Origin of the sequence: Castellaniella denitrificans, assembly GCF_042653765.1 — a bacterium.
Classification (GTDB): domain Bacteria; phylum Pseudomonadota; class Gammaproteobacteria; order Burkholderiales; family Burkholderiaceae_B; genus Castellaniella; species Castellaniella denitrificans.
The window spans coordinates 1,122,328-1,139,735 of record NZ_JBHSEZ010000001.1 but is presented as its reverse complement, the minus strand read 5'-3'; the positions used below and the strand labels follow the sequence as shown (position 1 = coordinate 1,139,735).

The window sequence follows — 17,408 nt, the reverse complement described above, 5'->3', positions numbered from 1 at the left end:
GGGTTCTTCGACGATCCTTCCCCATTCCGGCCGCGAACCCGCCCGCCTCTTGCGCAGGGCGTGTCCGCGGCGGCACACGCTTCAGGCCGACAGCAGGCGGTTCAGCTGGAGCAGGCGTTCGCGGCCCAGCCGCTCGCGCATGGGCAGGCGGGGGCGGCCCGGGGGCGGGTCGGCGGCATCGAGTTCGGCGATCGCCCGGCGGATCCGCGTTTCGTGCGTCGGCCACCAGGCCGCCAGTTTGCGATCCGGCGTCAGCGCGGACAGGCCCAGGCGGCGCAGTTCGGAGCGGTTGAAGTCCTTCAGGTTCAGCGTCAGGATTTCCACCGGACTGCCGGGATGCCGTTCGCGCATTTCCCGGGCGACGGCGACGACGTGCCAGTCCTTGGGATCGCTGTAGCGCAGCCCCTGTTCGTATTGATCGACTTCATGCGCCATGGCGCCGGGAAAGGCGGACTGCATGGCGTCCCAGTCCGCTTGCAGGCTTGCGGCGGGAATGTCCCAGATGCGCCGGGCGTTGCGCCGCCATTCGTCGCCGATGCGTTCGCTCCAGGCGGGTTGAAAGAGGCCGCATGCGCCCAGCGCCAGCATCAGGCGGCGTTGCAGGCCGGACATCATGACGCAGGCGTCCATCACCAGGATGGTGGGCGTCGTCAAGGGCGGCGTCAATGCAGCCAAGCCAGCGCTCCCCGGGCTGCGGCGCGGCCTGCGGCAAAGCAGGCGGTCAGCAGGTAGCCGCCGGTGGGGGCGTCCCAGTCCAGCATCTCGCCCGCGCAGAAGACGCCCGGCAGGGCGAGCAGCATCAGCCGTTCATCCATCGCCTGCCGGCGGACGCCGCCCGCCGTGCTGATGGCCTCGTCCATGGGGCGCATGCCGGTCAGCCGCACGGGCAGCCGCTTGATCGCCGCCGCCAGCCGGGCGGGATCGGCGTAGTCATCCCTGCCCAGGCATTCCCGCAGCAGGCCGGCCTTGGCCCCGTGCAGGTTCAGGCGCGAGCGCAGATGGCTGGACAAGGACTTGGCGCCGCGCGGATACATGACCTGCCCGGCCACCCAGGCGGCATCGCGGTCGGGCAGCAGGTCGATGGCCAGCACGGCCTCGCCGGTGCGGTCCAGCGCCTGCCGCAGGTCCGAGGACAAGGCGTAGACCAGTCCGCCTTCCAGGCCGTCCCGGGTCAACATGATCTCGCCGCGCCGCCAGGGGGCGTTCCCGCCGCTGTCCGGCGAGGCCGTGTCGAGTACACGGGCGGCGACCGATTTCAGGGGCTCGCCCGCGTGGCGTTCCTGGAAATGCGCGCTCCAGTCCGCTTGGAATCCGCAGTTGGCGGGCCGCAGCGGCGCGACGTCCACACCTTTTTCCGCCAGCATGGGCGCCCATGCGCCGTCCGATCCCAGGCGGGACCAGCTGCCGCCGCCCAAGGCCAGGATGACGGCATCCGCCTCGACCCTCGTTTCGCCCGCGGGTGTGGAGAAGCGCAGTTGTCCTGACTCATCCCACCCCGTCCAGCGGTGGCGGGCGTGGATGCGCACGCCTTGCGCGCGCAGGCGATGCAGCCAGGCGCGCAGCAGCGGCGCGGCTTTCATCGCGGCGGGAAAGACCCGCCCCGAAGTGCCGACGAACGTGTCCACCCCCAGGCCTTGTGCCCAGTCGCGCAGGGCTTGCGGGCCGAAATCGGCCAGCCAGGATTCCACCCAGGGCGTGTGTTCGCGGTAGCGGGACAGGAATGCGGGCAGGGGTTCGCCATGCGTCAGGTTGAGTCCGCCGCGCCCGGCCAGCAGGAATTTGCGCCCCACCGAGGGCATGGCGTCGTAGAGATCGACGCGCGCGCCCGCCGCCGCCAGTGTTTCAGCCGCCATCAGTCCGGCCGGGCCGCCGCCGATCACGGCAATCGGATTCGATTGCAAAGGAGTCGTCCTTGAAAGCCCGCGTCGCGCATGTCGGCGGGGGATGGGCGGGATTGTAGGAGATGCGGCCGGAACGTGCGCCGCCGGGCGCGCCGGAAGGCCCTTGTCAGCGGCGCGCGCTTGACGCAGAATCCCGAGGAGATTCTTCAGCACACTGAATAATTCCCCCAAGGAGACCGCGATGTCCACACGCACCGTCCCGCCGTTTCGCGCCGACCACGTCGGCAGCTTCCTGAGGCCCGTCTATCTGCTCGAGGCGCGCGACCGCCATGCCCGGGGCGAGATCGACGCCGCCGCCCTGCGCGCCGTCGAGGACCGCGCCATCGCCGAGATCGTGCGGTTCCAGGAGGACGTCGGCCTGAAATCGGTGACGGACGGCGAGTTCCGCCGCACGTATTTCCACCTGGATTTCCTGCGGCGGCTCGACGGCGTGACCACCGACGATCCCAAGGTCGTGACGGGACCGGACGGCAAGGAGCACCTGGCGCCGCCGTCGATCCTCGTGACCGGCAAGGTGCGCCATGCGCGCGACATCCAGCGCGCCGACTTCGAGTATCTGGCGAGCCAGGTCTCGGCGGGCCACACGCCCAAGGTCACCATCCCCTCGCCCACCATGCTGCATTTCCGGGGCGGGCGCGCCGGCATCGACGCCGTGGCCTATCCCGAGCTCGACCCCGATTTCTACGAGGACGTGGCCGAGGCCTACGGCCAGGAACTGCGCAGCCTGTACGACGCCGGCTGCCGCTACGTGCAGATGGACGACACCAACCTGGCCTATCTGTGCGACGGGCGCATGCGCGAGGCGGCCAAGGCGCGCGGCGACGATCCGAACGAACTGCCGCACCGCTACGCCCGCTTCATCAACCGGGTGGTGGCGCGCAAGCCCGAGGGCATGGTGCTGGCCATGCACCTGTGCCGCGGCAATTTCAAGAGCACCTATGCGGCCGAGGGCAACTACGAGCCGGTGGCCGAGGCCCTGTTGTCGGAAATGCACCTGGACGCGTATTTCATGGAATACGACGACGACCGCAGCGGCGATTTCCGTCCCTTGCGCTTCCTGCCGCGCGGCAAGATCGTGGTGCTGGGCCTGGTCACGACCAAGTTCGGCGCGCTGGAGTCCAAGGACGACCTCAAGCGCCGCATCGACGAGGCGGCGAAGCACGCGCCCCTGGAGCAGCTCGCGCTTTCGCCGCAATGCGGCTTCTCGAGCACGGTGCATGGCAACAACGTGGCCGTCGAGGACCAGCGCGCCAAGCTGCGCCTGGTGGTCGAGACCGCCCGCGAGGTCTGGGGCGACGCCTGATCGTCCTGGTGGATCGCCGGGGCGCCGCGCGTCCCGGTGAGTGGCCGGTGTTGGCGACGCCACCTCGCCCCATGAAAAACGCCCGGATCCGCAAGGACCCGGGCGTTTGTTCCCCGTGGCGGCCGGATCGGCGATCCGGCCCGGGCGGTCAGGCCTTCGCGGCCAGTTCCGCCTTCTTCACCTGGCGCCAGTGGTGCAGCAGCGGCTCGGTGTAGCCGTTGGGCTGCTCCAGGCCCTTGAAGATCAGGTCGCTGGCGGCCTTGAAGGCGCAGGACGTGTCGAAATGGCCGTCCATCGGCTCGTAGGCGGGGTCGCCGGCGTTCTGCTTGTCCACCACGGCGGCCATGCGGCGCAGGGTTTCCTCGACCTGCTCGCGGGTGGCGACGCCGTGCAGCAGCCAGTTGGCGATGTGCTGGCTGGAGATCCGCAGCGTGGCGCGGTCTTCCATCAGGCCCACGTCGTGGATGTCGGGCACCTTCGAGCAGCCCACGCCCTGGTCGATCCAGCGCACCACGTAGCCCAGGATGCCCTGGCAGTTGTTGTCCAGCTCCTGCTGGATCTGCTTGGGCGTCCAGGTGGGCGCGGCGGTGACCGGCACGGTCAGGATGCGGTCGGTGTAGTCTTCGTGGTGGCTTTCCAGGGATTTCTGCACTTCGACCACGTCGACCTGGTGGTAGTGCAGGGCGTGCAGGGTGGCGGCGGTGGGGGACGGCACCCAGGCGGTGTTGCCGCCGGCCTTGACCTGGCTGACCTTCTGCTCCAGCATCGCGGCCATCAGGTCGGGCATCGCCCACATGCCCTTGCCGATCTGCGCGTGGCCGCGCAGGCCGCATTCCAGGCCGGTCTGCACGTTGTTCAGTTCGTAGGCCTGGATCCAGGCCTGGGCCTTCATGTCGTGCTTGCGCACCATGACGCCCGCGCGCATGGACGTATGCAGTTCGTCGCCGGTGCGGTCCAGGAAGCCGGTGTTGATGAACACCACGCGCTCGGTGGCGGCGGCGATGCAGGCCTTGAGGTTGACGCTGGTGCGGCGTTCCTCGTCCATGATGCCCATCTTGATCGTGTTGGGCGCCAGGCCCAGCAACTGCTCGACGCGGCCGAAGATCTCGCTGGCGAAGGCGACTTCGTCGGGGCCGTGCATCTTCGGCTTGACGATGTAGATCGAGCCGGTGCGGGAGTTCTTGCGCGCCTTCAGGTCGTGGATGGCGATCAGCGAGGTGCAGACGGCGTCCAGGATGCCTTCGGGCACTTCGCGCCCGTCGCGGTCCAGGATGGCCGGGTTGGTCATCAGGTGGCCGACGTTGCGCACGAACATCAGCGAACGGCCGTGCAGGCGGGCGGCGGAGCCGTCGCGCGCGGTGTATTCGCGGTCCGGGTTCAGGCGGCGGGTGATGGTCTTGCCGCCCTTGACCAGGTCCTCGGACAGGTCGCCCTTCATCAGGCCCAGCCAGTTGCGGTAGGCGACGACCTTGTCGTCCGCGTCCACGGCGGCGACGGAGTCCTCGCAGTCCATAATGGTGGTCAGGGCCGCCTCGACGACCACGTCCTTGATGTGGGCGGGGTCGGTCCTGCCGATGGGATGGTTCGCGTCGAACTGGATCTCGATGTGCAGGCCGTGGTGGCGCAGGACCAGGGCCTGCGGGGCGGCGGCGTCGCCGCGGTGGCCCAGGAAGGCGCCGTCGTCGGCCAGGCCGGTGACCGTGCCGTCCTGCAGCGTGACGCGCAGGCCGCCCTGGACGACGGCGTAGGCCGTGGCTTCGCCGTGCGAACCGCTGGCCAGGGGGAAGCTTTCGTCCAGGAAGCGGCGGGCGAAGGCGATGACGCGCGCGCCGCGCACCGGGTTGTAGCCGCCGGCGCGCCCGGCGCCGTCGGTCTCGGGGATCGCGTCGGTGCCGTACAGGGCGTCGTACAGGCTGCCCCAGCGGGCATTGGCGGCGTTCAGGGCGTAGCGGGCGTTCATCACCGGCACGACCAGTTGCGGGCCGGCCTGGGCGGTGATCTCGGTGTCGACGTTCGCCGTGGTGACGGCGACCTGGGCGGGAGCGTCCTTCAGGTAGCCGATTTCCTTCAGGAAGGCGCGGTAGGCGGCCGGGTCGGCGACGGGACCGGGATGCTGGGCGTACCAGTCGTCCAGGGCGGCCTGGAGGCGGTCGCGTTCGGCCAGCAGGGCGCGGTTCCTGGGGGCGAGGTCATGAATGACCGCCGACAGGCCTTCCCAGAAGGCGGCCGGCTGGATGCCCGTGCCCGGCAGGGCTTCCTGTTCGAGGAAGCGGTGCAGCGAGGCGGCGATCTGGAGTCCATGGCTGGAGATGCGATCGGTCATGATGGTCCTTGGATGAGCTGGAAGTCAATCTTGGATTATAGGCAGTCTTCTATAAGAGTTAAAGGGCGCACGCATGCCGGCGGCGGGCCGGCATGCGTGCGCAAGTGCCTGTCGCGCAAAAGAAAACGCCCGCTTCCTGGGAAGCGGGCGGGCTATATGCCGGTCCGGATAGTGCTTATTTTTCCGGTACCTGGGCGATGTGCAGCAGGTTGGTGCTGCCGCTGCGCCCGAACGGCAGGCCGGCGATCACGATCAGCGTGTCGCCCGCCTCGGCCAGCCCGGCCTGGCGGGCGGCGGCGGTGGCCCGGTCGATCATTTCGGTCGATTCGCGCAGCTGCTCGGGGAAGTGGACCGGGCGCACGCCCCAGGCCAGGGCCAGGCGGCGGGCCGTCTCCGGCTGCGAGGTCAGGGCCAGGATCGGCGTGGAGGGGCGCTCGCGGCTGGCGCGCAGGGCGCTGAAGCCCGAGGCCGTGTAGGCCACCGTCGCGGCCGGCTCCAGCAGGCCCGCGACGCGGCGCAGGGCGCAGCAGATGGCGTCCGGGATGTTGGCTTCGGCCGGGCTGTGGCTGGCGTCCAGGCCGGCGCGCCAGGAAGGGTCGGACTCGACCTCGCGGATGATGTGCTCCATGATGGTGACCGCCTCGACCGGATACTGGCCCGAGGCCGATTCGGCCGACAGCATGACGGCGTCGGCGCCGCTGTAGACGGCGGTGGCGACGTCCGAGGCCTCGGCGCGGGTGGGCACGGGCGCGGTGATCATGGATTCCAGCATCTGGGTGGCCACCACGACGGGCTTGCCGGCCGCCCGCGCGCGGCGCACGATGCGCTGCTGCAGGATGGGCACGCGCTGCGGGGGCAGTTCCACGCCCAGGTCGCCGCGCGCCACCATGATGCCGTCGGCCTGCGCCACGATGGCGTCCAGGTGCTCGATGGCCGCGGGCTTTTCGAGCTTGGCCATGATCCAGGCGCGGTTGCCGATCAGGCCGCGCGCCTCGACGATGTCCTCCGGGCGCTGAACGAAGGACAGGGCGACCCAGTCCACGCCCAGCGACAGGCCGAATTCCAGGTCGGCGCGGTCCTTGGGCGTGAGCGGGGAGATCGGCAGGATGACGCCGGGCACGTTGACGCCCTTGCGGTCGGACAGCGGGCCGCCCACCAGCACGGTGGTCTCGGCGAAGTCCGGGCCGTGGCGGTCCACGCGCAGGCGCAGCTTGCCGTCGTCCAGCAGCAGGTCGGTGCCGTCTTCCAGGGCGGCGAAGATTTCCGGGTGCGGCAGGTTGGCGCGCGCGGCATCGCCCTCGGCGGGGTCCAGGTCCAGGCGGAAGGACTGGCCCGCCGCCAGGACGGCCTTGCCTCCGGCGATCCGGCCCACGCGCAGCTTCGGCCCCTGCAGGTCCATCAGGATGCCGATGGGATGGCCCAGTTCCTGTTCGACCTGGCGGATGAGGCGGTGGCGTTCGGCGTGGTCCTCGTGCGATCCATGGCTGAAGTTCAGGCGGAACACGTTGGCGCCGGCCCGGGCCAGGGCGCGGATCTGTTCGAGGGTGGAGCTGGCCGGCCCCAGGGTGGCCAGGATGCGGGCGCGACGGTCGGCCTTCATGATTGGGCTCCCGCGTAGAGGTGGTCGGCGCCGTCCAGGGCGGCGACGCCGGCGCGGGCCACCTGGGCGTCCTGCCCGGCTTGCACGCCGGACACGCCGACCGCGCCGATGACGCTGCCGTCGAAATAGATGGGCTCGCCGCCTTCCAGGGGCACGACCGGCATGGACAGGGCGGCGATGCGGCCCTGGTTGACCATGTCTTCGTAGACCTTGCTGGGCTTGCCGCTGAGGACGCAGGCGCGGGCCTTTTCCGGCGCGATCTGGGCGCTCATGAGGGGTGCGCCGTCCATGCGCTGCAGCCACAGGGCGTGGCCGCCGACGTCGCAGATGGCGATGCTGACGTTCCAGCCGCTGCGGCGGGCCTCGCCTTCGGCGGCCGCCGCCATGCGGCGCGCGTCTTCCAGAGTCAGGACTCGGATGGTCTTCATGATGAGGTGTCTCCTGGGGGGCGCCGCCGGGTTCAGAGAACCAGGATGGCGCGGAAATCGTTGACGTTGGTCAGGGTGGGGCCGGTGATCAGGGAATCGCCCAGGCGTTCGAAAAAGCCATGGCCGTCGTTGTCGTTCAGGTGCGCGCGCGGCGGCATGCCGGCCGCCCAGGCGCGTGCCAGGGTGTCGGGGCCGATCAGGGCGCCGGCGATTTCTTCCTGGCCGTCCACGCCGTCGGTGTCGCCGGCCAGGGCGTGGACGTCCCGGGCGCCGTCCAGGGCGATCGCCAGGGACAGCAGGCATTCGACGTTGCGCCCGCCGCGGCCCTGGCCGCGCACGGTGACGGTGGTCTCGCCGCCGGACAGCAGCACGCAGGGCGCGGGCGCCGGCTGGCCGTGCGCGCGCACCTGCAGGGCGATGCCGCCCAGGACCTTGCCGACGTCGCGGGCCTCGCCTTCGATGCGGTCGCCCAGCAGCAGCGGCGTGACGCCAGCCTCGCGGGCCACCGAGGCGGCGGCTTCCAGGGCCATCTGGGGCGTGGCGATCAGGTGGGTCTCGACGCGCGCCAGCCGGGCGTCGCCGGGCTTGAGGGTCTCGCCCTCGCCGGATTCCAGCAGGCGGCGCGCGCCCGCCGGCAGGCCGATGCCGTAGCGGCGCACGATCTCCAGCGCGTCGGCGCAGGTGCTCGGGTCGGCCACGGTCGGGCCGGAGGCGATGTCGCAGGGCTGGTCGCCTGGGACGTCGGAGATCAGCAGGTTGACCACGCGCGCGGGGGCGCAGGCCGCCGCGAGCCGGCCGCCCTTGATGCCCGACAGGTGGCGGCGCACGCAGTTCATCTCGGAGATCGTGGCGCCCGATTTCAGCAGGGCGCGGTTGATGGCCTGCTTGTCGGCCAGGGTCACGCCGGCGCCCGGCACGGGCAGCAGCGAGGAGCCGCCGCCCGAGATCAGGCAGACCACCAGGTCGTCGGCCGTCAGGCCGGCCACCTGTTCGAACAGCCGCCGGGCGGCGGTCTCGCCGGCCTCGTCGGGCACCGGATGGGCGGCCTCGACGATCTCGATGCGCTCGCAGGGCACGGCGTAGCCGTAGCGGGTGACCACCAGCCCCTCGATGGGGCCGGACCAGTGCCGCTCGAAGGCCTGCGCCATGGCGGCCGAGGCCTTGCCGGCACCGATGACGATCGTGCGCCCCTTGGGCCGTTGCGGCAGGAAGGCGGGGATGCAGTGTTCGGGCTGGGCGGCGCGTACGGCCGCCTGGAACATGCGGGTGAGAAGCTCGCGGGGCGAGAGGTTCATGGTGCGTCCATCCCGAGGGTAAGGGGGGTCAGCGGCGTCGCAAGCCGCGACGGCCGGGAGGCCGCCGGGGTTTGCGCCCTGCCCGGCGAGCGGCCCCCTGCGCGATGGGCGGGTCCGCCGGACAAGGTGCGGGGGTTCAGCTTACGCTGACTGGCCGATTTCGTGGTTGGCCAGGATTTCCAGCGCGCGCACCATGCCGGAGTGGTCCCAGCCGGCGCCGCCGTGGGCCACGCAGGCGTTGAACAGTTCCTGGGCCACGGCCGTGCTGGGCAGGGACAGCCCCAGCTGGCGGGCGGTGGTCAGGGCCAGGTTCAGGTCCTTCTGGTGCAGGTTGATGCGGAAGCCCGGATCGAAGGTGCGCTTGACCATGCGTTCGCCGTGCACTTCCAGGATGCGCGAGCTGGCGAAGCCGCCCATCAGCGCCTGGCGGACCTTGGCCGGATCGGCGCCGGCCTTGGAGGCCAGCACCAGGGCTTCGCCCACGGCCTCGATGGTCAGGGCGACGATGATCTGGTTGGCGACCTTGGTGGTCTGGCCGTCGCCGTTGCCGCCGACCAGGGTGATGTTCTTGCCCATCAGCTCGAAGATCGGCTTGCACTGGTCGAAGGCGGCCTGGCTGCCGCCGATCATGATGGTCAGGCTGGCGGCCTTGGCGCCGACTTCGCCGCCGGACACCGGGGCGTCCAGGTATTCGCAGCCCAGCGCGTTGATCTTCTTGGCGAATTCCTTGGTGGCGACGGGCGAGATCGAGCTCATGTCGATGACGATCTTGCCCTTGCTCAGGCCGGCGGCCACGCCGTTCTCGCCGAACAGCACGGCTTCGACGTCGGGCGTGTCGGGCACCATGACGATGACGATGTCGGAGGCCTTGGCGACCTCGGTCGCGTTGGCCAGCGCCTTGGCGCCCGCGTCCAGCAGGCTCTGCGGCGTCTTGCCGTGGGTGAAGGTGGCCAGGGTGTGGCCGCCCTGGATGAGGTTGGCGGCCATGGGGGTGCCCATGATGCCCAGACCGATGAAACCGATGTTGGCCATGTGAGTTCTCCTTGTGGGTTCGTGTCGTTGCGTAAGCTGTGCCCGGACGGGTCAGGCCAGTGCCTGGATCCAGCCCAGGCCGTCCTCGGTGCGGCCGGCCGGCTTGTACTCGCAGCCGATCCAGCCGTCGTAGCCGACGGCGTCGATGTGGCGCAGCAGCCAGCGGTAGTTGATCTCGCCGGTGCCCGGTTCGTTGCGCCCGGGGTTGTCGGCGAGCTGGATGTGGCCGATGGAGCCCAGGTGCTTGCCGATCGTGTTGCCCAGTTCTCCTTCCATGCGCTGCGCGTGGTAGATGTCGTACTGCACGCGCAGGTTGTCGGAGCCGACTTCGGCGATGATGGCCAGCGCCTGGTCGGTGCGCGACAGGAAGAAGCCCGGGATGTCGAAGGTGTTGATGGGTTCGATCACCAGGCGGATGCCGGCCTTCTTCAGTTCGGCGGCCGCGTAGCGCAGGTTCTCGACGAAGGTCCTGTGAGCCGTGGCGGGGTCCACGCCCGCGGGGACCTTGCCGGCCAGGCAGTTGAGCTGCGGGCAGCCCAGGGCCTGGGCGTATTCGATGGCGCGGGCGACGCCCTGCCTGAATTCCTCGACGCGGCCGGGGTGGCAGGCGATGCCGCGCTCGCCGGCCTCCCAGTCGCCGGCGGGCAGGTTGTGCAGCACCTGGACCAGGTCGTTGTCCTTCAGGCGCCGGGCCAGTTCCTGCTTGTCGTAGGCGTAGGGGAACAGGTATTCGACCCCCTTGAAGCCGGCCTTGGCGGCGGCCTGGAAGCGGTCCAGGAAGTCGATCTCGGTGAACAGCATCGACAGGTTGGCGGCGAATTTGGGCATGTCGTGTGACTCCTTCAGTCCAGCAGGGTGATGGCGGTGGGGGCGTCCGCGCCGCGTTCGGCCAGTTCCTCGAACTCGTTGACCGCGTCGATGTCGTTGCCCATGGAGATGTTGGTGATGCGCTCCAGGATGAACTCGACGACGACGGGCACGCGGAATTCCTTGATCCAGGCGCGGGCCTGGGCGATCGCGGGCTGGATGTCCTCGACCTGCTTCACGCGGATGGCCTTGCAGCCCAGGCCTTCCGCGACCTTGACGTGGTCCACGCCGTAGCCGTCGGTTTCCGGCGCGTTGATGTTGTCGAAGGCCAGCTGCACGCAATAGTCCATGTCGAAGCCGCGCTGCGACTGGCGGATCAGCCCCAGGTAGGCATTATTGACCACAATGTGGATGTAGGGCAGGTTGAATTGCGCGCCCACGGCCAGTTCCTCGATCATGAACTGGAAGTCGTAGTCGCCGGACAGGGCCACGATCTCGTCGCCGGTGTCGGCGGCCACCACGCCCAGCGTGGCGGGCACGGTCCAGCCCAGGGGGCCGGCCTGGCCGGCGTTGATCCAGTGGCGCGGGCCGTAGACGTGCAGCATCTGGGCGGCGGCGATCTGCGACAGGCCGATGGTGGTGACGTAGCGCACGTCGCGGCCGAAGGCCTTGTTCATTTCCTCGTACACGCGCTGCGGCTTGAGCGGCGACTGGTCGAAGTGGGTCTTGCGCTGCATGGACTTCTCGCCCTTGCGCGCGCGGCATTCCTGGGCCCAGGCGCCGCGGTCGCGCAGCTGGCCGGCGGCCTTCAGGCGCCTGGCCTCCTCGATCATCAGGCGCAGGGCCGCGCCGGCGTCCGAGGCGATGCCGTAGTCGGGGCCGAAGACCTTGCCGATCTGGGTCGGGTCGACGTCGATGTGCACGAAGGTGCGGCCCTTGGTGTAGACCGGGGTCGAGCCCGTGTGGCGGTTGGCCCAGCGGTTGCCGATGCCCATGACGAAGTCCGAGGCCAGCAGGCTGGCGTTGCCGTAGCGGTGCGCGGTCTGCAGGCCGGCCATGCCGGCCATCAGCGGGTGGTCGTCGGGGATCACGCCCCAGCCCATCAGGGTGGGGATGACGGGCACGCCGGTCAGCTCGGCGAATTCCCGCAGCAGGTCTTCGGCCTGGGCGCTGAAGATGCCCCCGCCGGCGACCAGCAGCGGGCGCTCGGAGGCGTTGAGCATGGCCACGGCGCGGGCGGCCTGGGCCGGGGTGGCGGCGGGCTTGTAGACCGGCAGCGGCTCGTAGGTGTCGATGTCGAATTCGATTTCCGCCATCTGCACGTCGAAGGGCAGGTCCACCAGCACCGGGCCGGGGCGGCCGGACCGCATGACGTGGAAGGCCTGTTGCAGGATGCGCGGCACCAGCTCGGGCTCGCGCGCCATCACGGCCCACTTGGTGACCGGCTTGGCGATGGTCTCGATGTCCACGGCCTGGAAGCTTTCCTTGTGCAGCTGCGCGCGCGGCGCCTGGCCGGTGATGCACAGGATGGGGATGGAATCGCCGGAGGCCGAGTACAGGCCGGTGATCATGTCGGTGCCGGCGGGGCCGGAGGTGCCCAGGCAGACGCCGATGTTGCCGGGATGGGCGCGGGTGTAGCCTTCGGCCATGTGCGAGGCGCCTTCCACGTGGCGGGCCAGCACGTGCTTGAAGCCGCCGTTCTTGCGCAGGGCGGAATACAGCGGGTTGATGGCGGCGCCGGGCACGCCGAACAGCGTGGTGATGCCTTCTTTCTGCAGGACCGCGGCGGCGGCGTCGACTGCTCTCATTCTGGCCATGATTTCTCCTGGATCGATCGGACGTTCATTCGTTGACGGGACCAGAATAAAGAAATCGTCCTGGCGCAGGAATCCCAGTCCCCCTCGCTTCTGTCGATACTATTTGTATGTTGTGTGGCGGGTCTGGGGTAGAATTCCATGGACCCGGGACATGCCGGTTTCGTCCGGATTCCTCTTGTACGGTCGTGTTTTGCGGGTCTTTCCAGTCAGCGGGGGTCGCCTTGAGCCGCTATACCGAGATACGCAGTTTTGTATTGATTGCAGAGCAGGGCAGCTTCGCCGCCGCGGCCCTGATCGAGGGCGTGACCCCGGTCATCATGGGGCGCCGCCTGACGGCGCTGGAAAAGCGCCTGGGGGTGCAGCTGATGCACCGGTCCACGCGCGGCCTGGTGCTGACGGACCTGGGCGAACGCTACCTGGAGCACTGCCAGCAGCTGATCCAGGATTTCGATGCCGCCGACGCCAGCATCATGTCCCGGGGCCGGTCGCTCGCCGGCCACCTGGTGGTGTCGGCGCCGGCCTCGTTCGGGCGCCTGCACGTGGCCCCGCATGCGCTGGCGTTCCGCGAGCGCTACCCGGACCTGGCGCTGTCCTTCAATTTCACCGACAGCGTGGTGGACCTGGTGCGCGAAGGCTACGACATGGCGATCCGCATCGGCGAGGTCACCGATCCGAACTACGTGGCGGTGCGCCTGTATCCGAACCGCCGCGTGGTCTGCGGCACGCCCGCCTATTTCGAGTCGCACGGCGTGCCGCGCGTGCCCGAGGACCTGGCGCGGCACAACTGCCTGGCCTTCAACCTCCAGGGCGGACAGCATCGCGGCTGGACCTTCGTGCGCGACGGCAAGCCCTTCGCCGTGCGGGTGCGCGGCGACCTGGCCTGCAACGACGGCGAACTGCTGTACCGCTGGGTGCGCCAGGGGCTGGGCATCGGCTGGCGATCCACCTGGGAGATCCAGCGCGAACTGAAGCGCGGCGAACTGGTGACGGTGCTCGACGAGTTCGCCCTGCCCGCCTACGATATCCAGGCCGTCTATCCGCAGCAGCGCTACCTGCCGGCCAAGGTGCGCTATTTCATCGACGACCTGAGAAGCCATTATCATGAGCCCGGTTATTGGGAAGGACAGAGATCATCTTGAACGCTGAAAAAACGCCGCCGCGCGGCGGCGGCAATCGCCGCAACGAACGGCTCGCGCTGATGGCGCTGGCGGGCATGGCGCTGGTCTGGGGCTACAACTGGGTCGTCATGAAAAAGGTGCTGGCGTATGTCGGCCCCTTCGATTTTTCCGCGCTGCGCACCCTGTTCGGCGCCGTGGCGCTGCTGCTGGTGCTGAAGGTTCTGGGGCGTCCCATGCGCATCCGGGCCTGGCCTCGGGTAGTGCTGCTGGGCCTGCTGCAGACCGGGGCGTTTTCCGCCCTGATCCAGATCGCGCTGCTGCATGGCGGCGCGGGCAAGACCTCGATCCTGGTGTACACGATGCCGTTCTGGGTCATTCCGCTGGCCTGGGTGGCGTTCGGCGAGCGGATCCGGGGATTGCAGTGGCTGGCCCTGGCGCTGGCGGCGGCGGGCCTGCTGCTGATCCTGGAACCCTGGAACCATCACGCGGGCATCGTCAGCGAGATGCTGGCCATTGCCTCGGGCCTGTGCTGGGCACTGGCGACCCTGGTGGCCAAATGGATCAAGCGCGACCATCCGATGGACACGCTGCCGCTGACGGCGTGGCAGATGCTGTTCGGCGCGCTGGCGCTGTGCGTCGCCGCCTGGGTGGTGCCGGAACGGCCGATCGAGCCCGTGCCCTATTTCTACGGCGCGCTGGCGTACAACGCGATCCTGGCGACCGCCCTGGCCTGGTACCTGTGGCTGTTCGCCCTGCAGCACCTGTCCGCCGGGATGGCGGGCCTGTCGTCGCTGGGCGTGCCGGTGGTCGGCGTGCTGGCCGGCTGGCTGGAACTGGGCGAAGTCCCCGGCGGGCTGGAACTGGCGGGCATGATTCTGATCGGCGTGGCGCTGGCGGTGATCAGCCTGCGGTCGATGGGCGGGCGGAAGTAGCCGCGATGCTGTCGGACCAGAGCCTGTCGCGCGTGCGCGACCTGAAGTTCAAGCAGCTGCTGGTCTTCGAGCGGGTGGCCACCCTGGGGTCCATGCACAAGGCCGCCGAGGCCGTGCACATGACCCAGCCGAACGTGGTCAAGATCGTCCGGCAGCTGGAAGAGCTGCTGGAGGTCACGCTGTTCGAGCGCCACAGCAAGGGCGTGCGGCTGACCGTGTTCGCCGAGCATCTGCTGGAACGCATCCGCCCCATGCTGGGCGATGCGCGCGCCTTGAGCGAGGAACTGGTGGCGCTGCGCAGCGGCGAGGGCGGCCAGGTGGCCGTCGGCACCCTGATTTCCGCGTCGGCCTGGCTGCTGCCCGAAAGCGTGGCCCTGATGAAGCGCCGCCACCCCAAGGTGGGTCTGATGATCCAGGAGGCCACCAACGACATCCTGTTTCCCATGCTGCGGGTGGGCGAACTGGACGTGATCGTCGGCCGCCTGCCGGAGAACCCGGGCGAAGGGGTGGAGGCGCACCCGATCTACGACGACGAGCTGATGATCGTGGCGCGCGCCAGCCACCCCCTGTCGCGGCGGCCGGATTGCGCCCCCGGGGATCTGCTGGATTATCCGTGGATCGTGCCGTCCAACGCGTCGCCGGTGCGCAGGCAGGTGGACCGGTTCTTTCGCGGCCACGACCTCCCGATTCCCCACAACCAGATCGTCTCGCTGTCGATGCTGACCAATCTGGGCATCCTGGCGCGGTCCGACACGCTGGCCATGCTGCCCAGCGTGGCGGCCCGGCCGCTGATCCACGCGGGGGCGCTGTTCGAAGTCCCCATTCGCGTGCGCGTGCCGTTCGGCACCATCGGCTACAGCCTGCGGGCCGACCGCGAGCCGGTGCCCGCGGCGGCCCTGTTCATCGGCATCCTCAAAGAAGTCGGGGCGCGGGCGCAGGACACCGGCGGAATCCCGCCGGCGGGCTGAGCCCCCGGCGCGGGCATCAGAGCGGCACGCGCCCGCTCAGCGGCTTCAGCTCGCTCAGCACGATCTGCGAGCAGATCTTGGTGACGCCCTTGAGCTTGTTCAGCCGGTTGACCACGAACTGGGAGAACTCCTCGAAATTGCGGGTGCGCACGAGCAGCACGTAATTGGTCTCGCCGGTCACGATGTAGGCGCTGACCACTTCGGGCATCAGGCCGATTTCACGTGTGAAATATTCGTGCTCGGCTTCGCTGAGCTGGCCGATGTTCAGGTCGATCAGCGCCTGGATGTCGAAGCCCAGCTTCTTGGCGTTCAGGACGGCGTGGTAGCCGTCGATGTAGCCGCTTTCCTCGAGCAGCTTGACGCGCCGGTGGCAGGCCGACGGCGACAGGGCGACCATGTCGGCCAGTTCGAGATTGCTCAGGCGGCCGTTCCTCTGCAGGATGCCCAGGATCTTGACGTCTAAGGGGTCCATTCTCATGGCTGGAATATCCTTCGATTATTATGAGAATAAACAGAATGATATTCCGATATTTGCACTTTGAGTTGGAACATTCGAATAATTTCCAAGCGCTTCCTTGATAGACTTTTTTCAGGAAAATACAAGGAGGCATCATGATCACACTGGAACAATGCCGGGCCCGCGACCAGGCCGACGAACTGGCCGGCCTCAGGCAGCAGTTCGACCTGCCCGAGGGGGTCCTCTACCTGGACGGCAACTCGCTGGGCGCCATGCCGAAGAACGCGCTGGCGCGCGCCCAGGACGTCATCCGCCGCGAGTGGGGCGTCGACCTGATCAACAGCTGGAACAAGAACGACTGGTGGACGATGCCCACGCGCCTGGGCGATCATCTGGCGCCGCTGATCGGCGCCGGCGCCGGCGAGACCATCGTCACCGACACGACTTCGCTGAACCTGTTCAAGGTCGTGGCCAACGCCGTGGACATCCAGCGGCGCGCGCATCCGGAGCGGAAGGTCATCCTGGCCGAGCGGGACTCGTTTCCCACGGACCTGTACGTGATCCAGGGCCTGGCCGGGCTCCTGGACCAGGGATACGCCCTGCGGCTGATCGACCGTCCCGAAGACCTGGACGCGGCCGTGACGGAACAGGTCGCCGTGGTGGTGCTGTCGCACGTCAATTACCGGACCGGCTACCTGTACGACATGCGGTCGGTCGATGAACTGGTGCATGCGCGGGGCGCCCTGGCGGTCTGGGACCTGTGCCATTCGATCGGCGCCGTGCCCATCGGCCTGAAGGATGCGGATGCGGATTTCGCCATCGGCTGCACCTACAAGTACCTGAACGGCGGCCCCGGCGCGCCGGCCATGCTGTGGGCGCATCCCCGGCACCGGGCCGATTTCCGGCAGCCCCTGTCGGGCTGGTGGGGGCATGCGCGGCCGTTCGACATGGCGACCGACTACGTGCCCGATCCCGGCATCCGCAGCTTTCTGTGCGGCACGCAGCCCATCGTGTCCATGAGCCTGGTGGCGTGCGGGGTGGACATCTTCCTGCGGACCGACATGGAGAAGATCCGCCGCAAGTCCCTCGCCCTGACCGACCTGTTCATCCGGCTGGTGGAACAGGAATGCGCCGGCCAGGACCTGACGCTGGTGACGCCGCTGGACCACAAGTACCGCGGCAGCCACGTCAGCTTCCGCCATCCCCAGGGCTACGCCGTCGTGCGGGCGCTGATCGCCCGCGGCGTGATCGGCGACTACCGCGAGCCCGAGGTCATGCGCTTCGGAATCACCCCCCTGTATCTGCGTTTCGTCGATGTCTGGGACGCCGTCCAGCACCTGAAGGCCGTGCTGGCGCGGCGCGAATGGGACCGGGACGAGTTCCGCGAGCGCGGGCTGGTGACGTGACGGCGTGACCCCTGGCCCGGC

The 17,408-nt window shown here is 69.1% G+C and carries 15 protein-coding genes; 5 read left to right on the top strand and 10 right to left on the bottom strand.

Going from position 1 to position 17,408, the window contains the following annotated elements; all coding sequences use genetic code 11:
- Positions 1–81: 81 nt before the first annotated feature.
- Positions 82–675 carry a PIN domain-containing protein gene (locus ACFO27_RS05275; protein WP_376816337.1) on the bottom strand — a complete coding sequence of 198 codons (594 nt, stop codon included), beginning with the start codon at positions 673–675 and terminating at the stop codon, positions 82–84.
- On the bottom strand, positions 663–1,901 hold the full coding sequence (locus ACFO27_RS05270) for a TIGR03862 family flavoprotein (protein WP_376816336.1): 1,239 nt from the start codon (positions 1,899–1,901) through the stop codon (positions 663–665). The genes ACFO27_RS05275 and ACFO27_RS05270 overlap by 13 nt, the downstream gene beginning before the upstream one ends.
- 181 nt (positions 1,902–2,082) lie before the next feature.
- Between ACFO27_RS05270 and ACFO27_RS05265 the strand changes: the two genes are divergently transcribed.
- On the top strand, positions 2,083–3,204 hold the full coding sequence (locus ACFO27_RS05265; protein WP_376816335.1) for a 5-methyltetrahydropteroyltriglutamate--homocysteine S-methyltransferase: 1,122 nt from the start codon (positions 2,083–2,085) through the stop codon (positions 3,202–3,204).
- A gap of 148 nt (positions 3,205–3,352) precedes the next feature.
- On the opposite strand, the gene ACFO27_RS05260 is transcribed toward ACFO27_RS05265, so the two are convergent.
- The 7 genes from ACFO27_RS05260 to gcl all read right to left on the bottom strand — a co-directional run bounded on the left by ACFO27_RS05260 (position 3,353) and on the right by gcl (position 12,506).
- Positions 3,353–5,527, bottom strand: coding sequence for a malate synthase G (locus tag ACFO27_RS05260; RefSeq protein ID WP_376816334.1), 2,175 nt, complete (start codon positions 5,525–5,527; stop codon positions 3,353–3,355).
- 175 nt (positions 5,528–5,702) lie between these two features.
- Entirely contained in the window at positions 5,703–7,127 is a 1,425-nt protein-coding gene (pyk, locus tag ACFO27_RS05255) for a pyruvate kinase (RefSeq protein WP_376816333.1), read from the bottom strand.
- The gene (locus ACFO27_RS05250; RefSeq protein WP_376816332.1) at positions 7,124–7,555 is read right to left on the bottom strand and encodes a GlcG/HbpS family heme-binding protein; all 432 of its coding nucleotides are present in this window, start codon (positions 7,553–7,555) and stop codon (positions 7,124–7,126) included. Before ACFO27_RS05250 ends, pyk begins: the two co-directional genes overlap by 4 nt.
- Before the next feature lie 32 nt (positions 7,556–7,587).
- Positions 7,588–8,850, bottom strand: coding sequence for a glycerate kinase type-2 family protein (locus tag ACFO27_RS05245; RefSeq protein WP_376816331.1), 1,263 nt, complete (start codon positions 8,848–8,850; stop codon positions 7,588–7,590).
- 141 nt (positions 8,851–8,991) lie between these two features.
- Positions 8,992–9,882 carry a 2-hydroxy-3-oxopropionate reductase gene (glxR, locus tag ACFO27_RS05240; protein WP_323026171.1) on the bottom strand — a complete coding sequence of 297 codons (891 nt, stop codon included), beginning with the start codon at positions 9,880–9,882 and terminating at the stop codon, positions 8,992–8,994.
- A 51-nt stretch (positions 9,883–9,933) separates the two neighbouring features.
- Entirely contained in the window at positions 9,934–10,710 is a 777-nt protein-coding gene (gene hyi, locus ACFO27_RS05235) for a hydroxypyruvate isomerase (RefSeq protein ID WP_376816330.1), read from the bottom strand.
- Positions 10,711–10,724: 14 nt separating this feature from the next.
- Positions 10,725–12,506, bottom strand: a complete 1,782-nt coding sequence (gene gcl, locus ACFO27_RS05230) for a glyoxylate carboligase (RefSeq protein WP_376816329.1) — start codon at positions 12,504–12,506, stop codon at positions 10,725–10,727.
- A gap of 221 nt (positions 12,507–12,727) precedes the next feature.
- On the opposite strand from gcl, the gene ACFO27_RS05225 reads away from it, so the two are divergent.
- Genes ACFO27_RS05225 through ACFO27_RS05215 form a run of 3 tightly spaced genes read left to right on the top strand, consistent with a single transcriptional unit; the run spans position 12,728 to position 15,524 of the window.
- Positions 12,728–13,645: a LysR family transcriptional regulator gene (locus tag ACFO27_RS05225; protein WP_376816328.1), complete on the top strand. Its 918-nt coding sequence runs from the start codon at positions 12,728–12,730 to the stop codon at positions 13,643–13,645.
- Positions 13,642–14,556 carry a DMT family transporter gene (locus ACFO27_RS05220; protein ID WP_376816327.1) on the top strand — a complete coding sequence of 305 codons (915 nt, stop codon included), beginning with the start codon at positions 13,642–13,644 and terminating at the stop codon, positions 14,554–14,556. The genes ACFO27_RS05225 and ACFO27_RS05220 overlap by 4 nt, the downstream gene beginning before the upstream one ends.
- Positions 14,557–14,561: 5 nt before the next feature.
- Positions 14,562–15,524 carry a LysR substrate-binding domain-containing protein gene (locus ACFO27_RS05215; RefSeq protein ID WP_376816326.1) on the top strand — a complete coding sequence of 321 codons (963 nt, stop codon included), beginning with the start codon at positions 14,562–14,564 and terminating at the stop codon, positions 15,522–15,524.
- 16 nt (positions 15,525–15,540) lie between these two features.
- Here ACFO27_RS05215 and ACFO27_RS05210 read toward each other — a convergent pair whose 3' ends face one another.
- Positions 15,541–15,996 carry an Lrp/AsnC family transcriptional regulator gene (locus tag ACFO27_RS05210; protein ID WP_376816325.1) on the bottom strand — a complete coding sequence of 152 codons (456 nt, stop codon included), beginning with the start codon at positions 15,994–15,996 and terminating at the stop codon, positions 15,541–15,543.
- 140 nt (positions 15,997–16,136) lie between these two features.
- On the opposite strand from ACFO27_RS05210, the gene kynU reads away from it, so the two are divergent.
- A complete protein-coding gene (kynU, locus tag ACFO27_RS05205; protein ID WP_376816324.1) occupies positions 16,137–17,387 on the top strand; it encodes a kynureninase in 1,251 nt (416 codons plus the stop codon).
- The last annotated feature ends 21 nt before the right edge of the window (positions 17,388–17,408 follow it).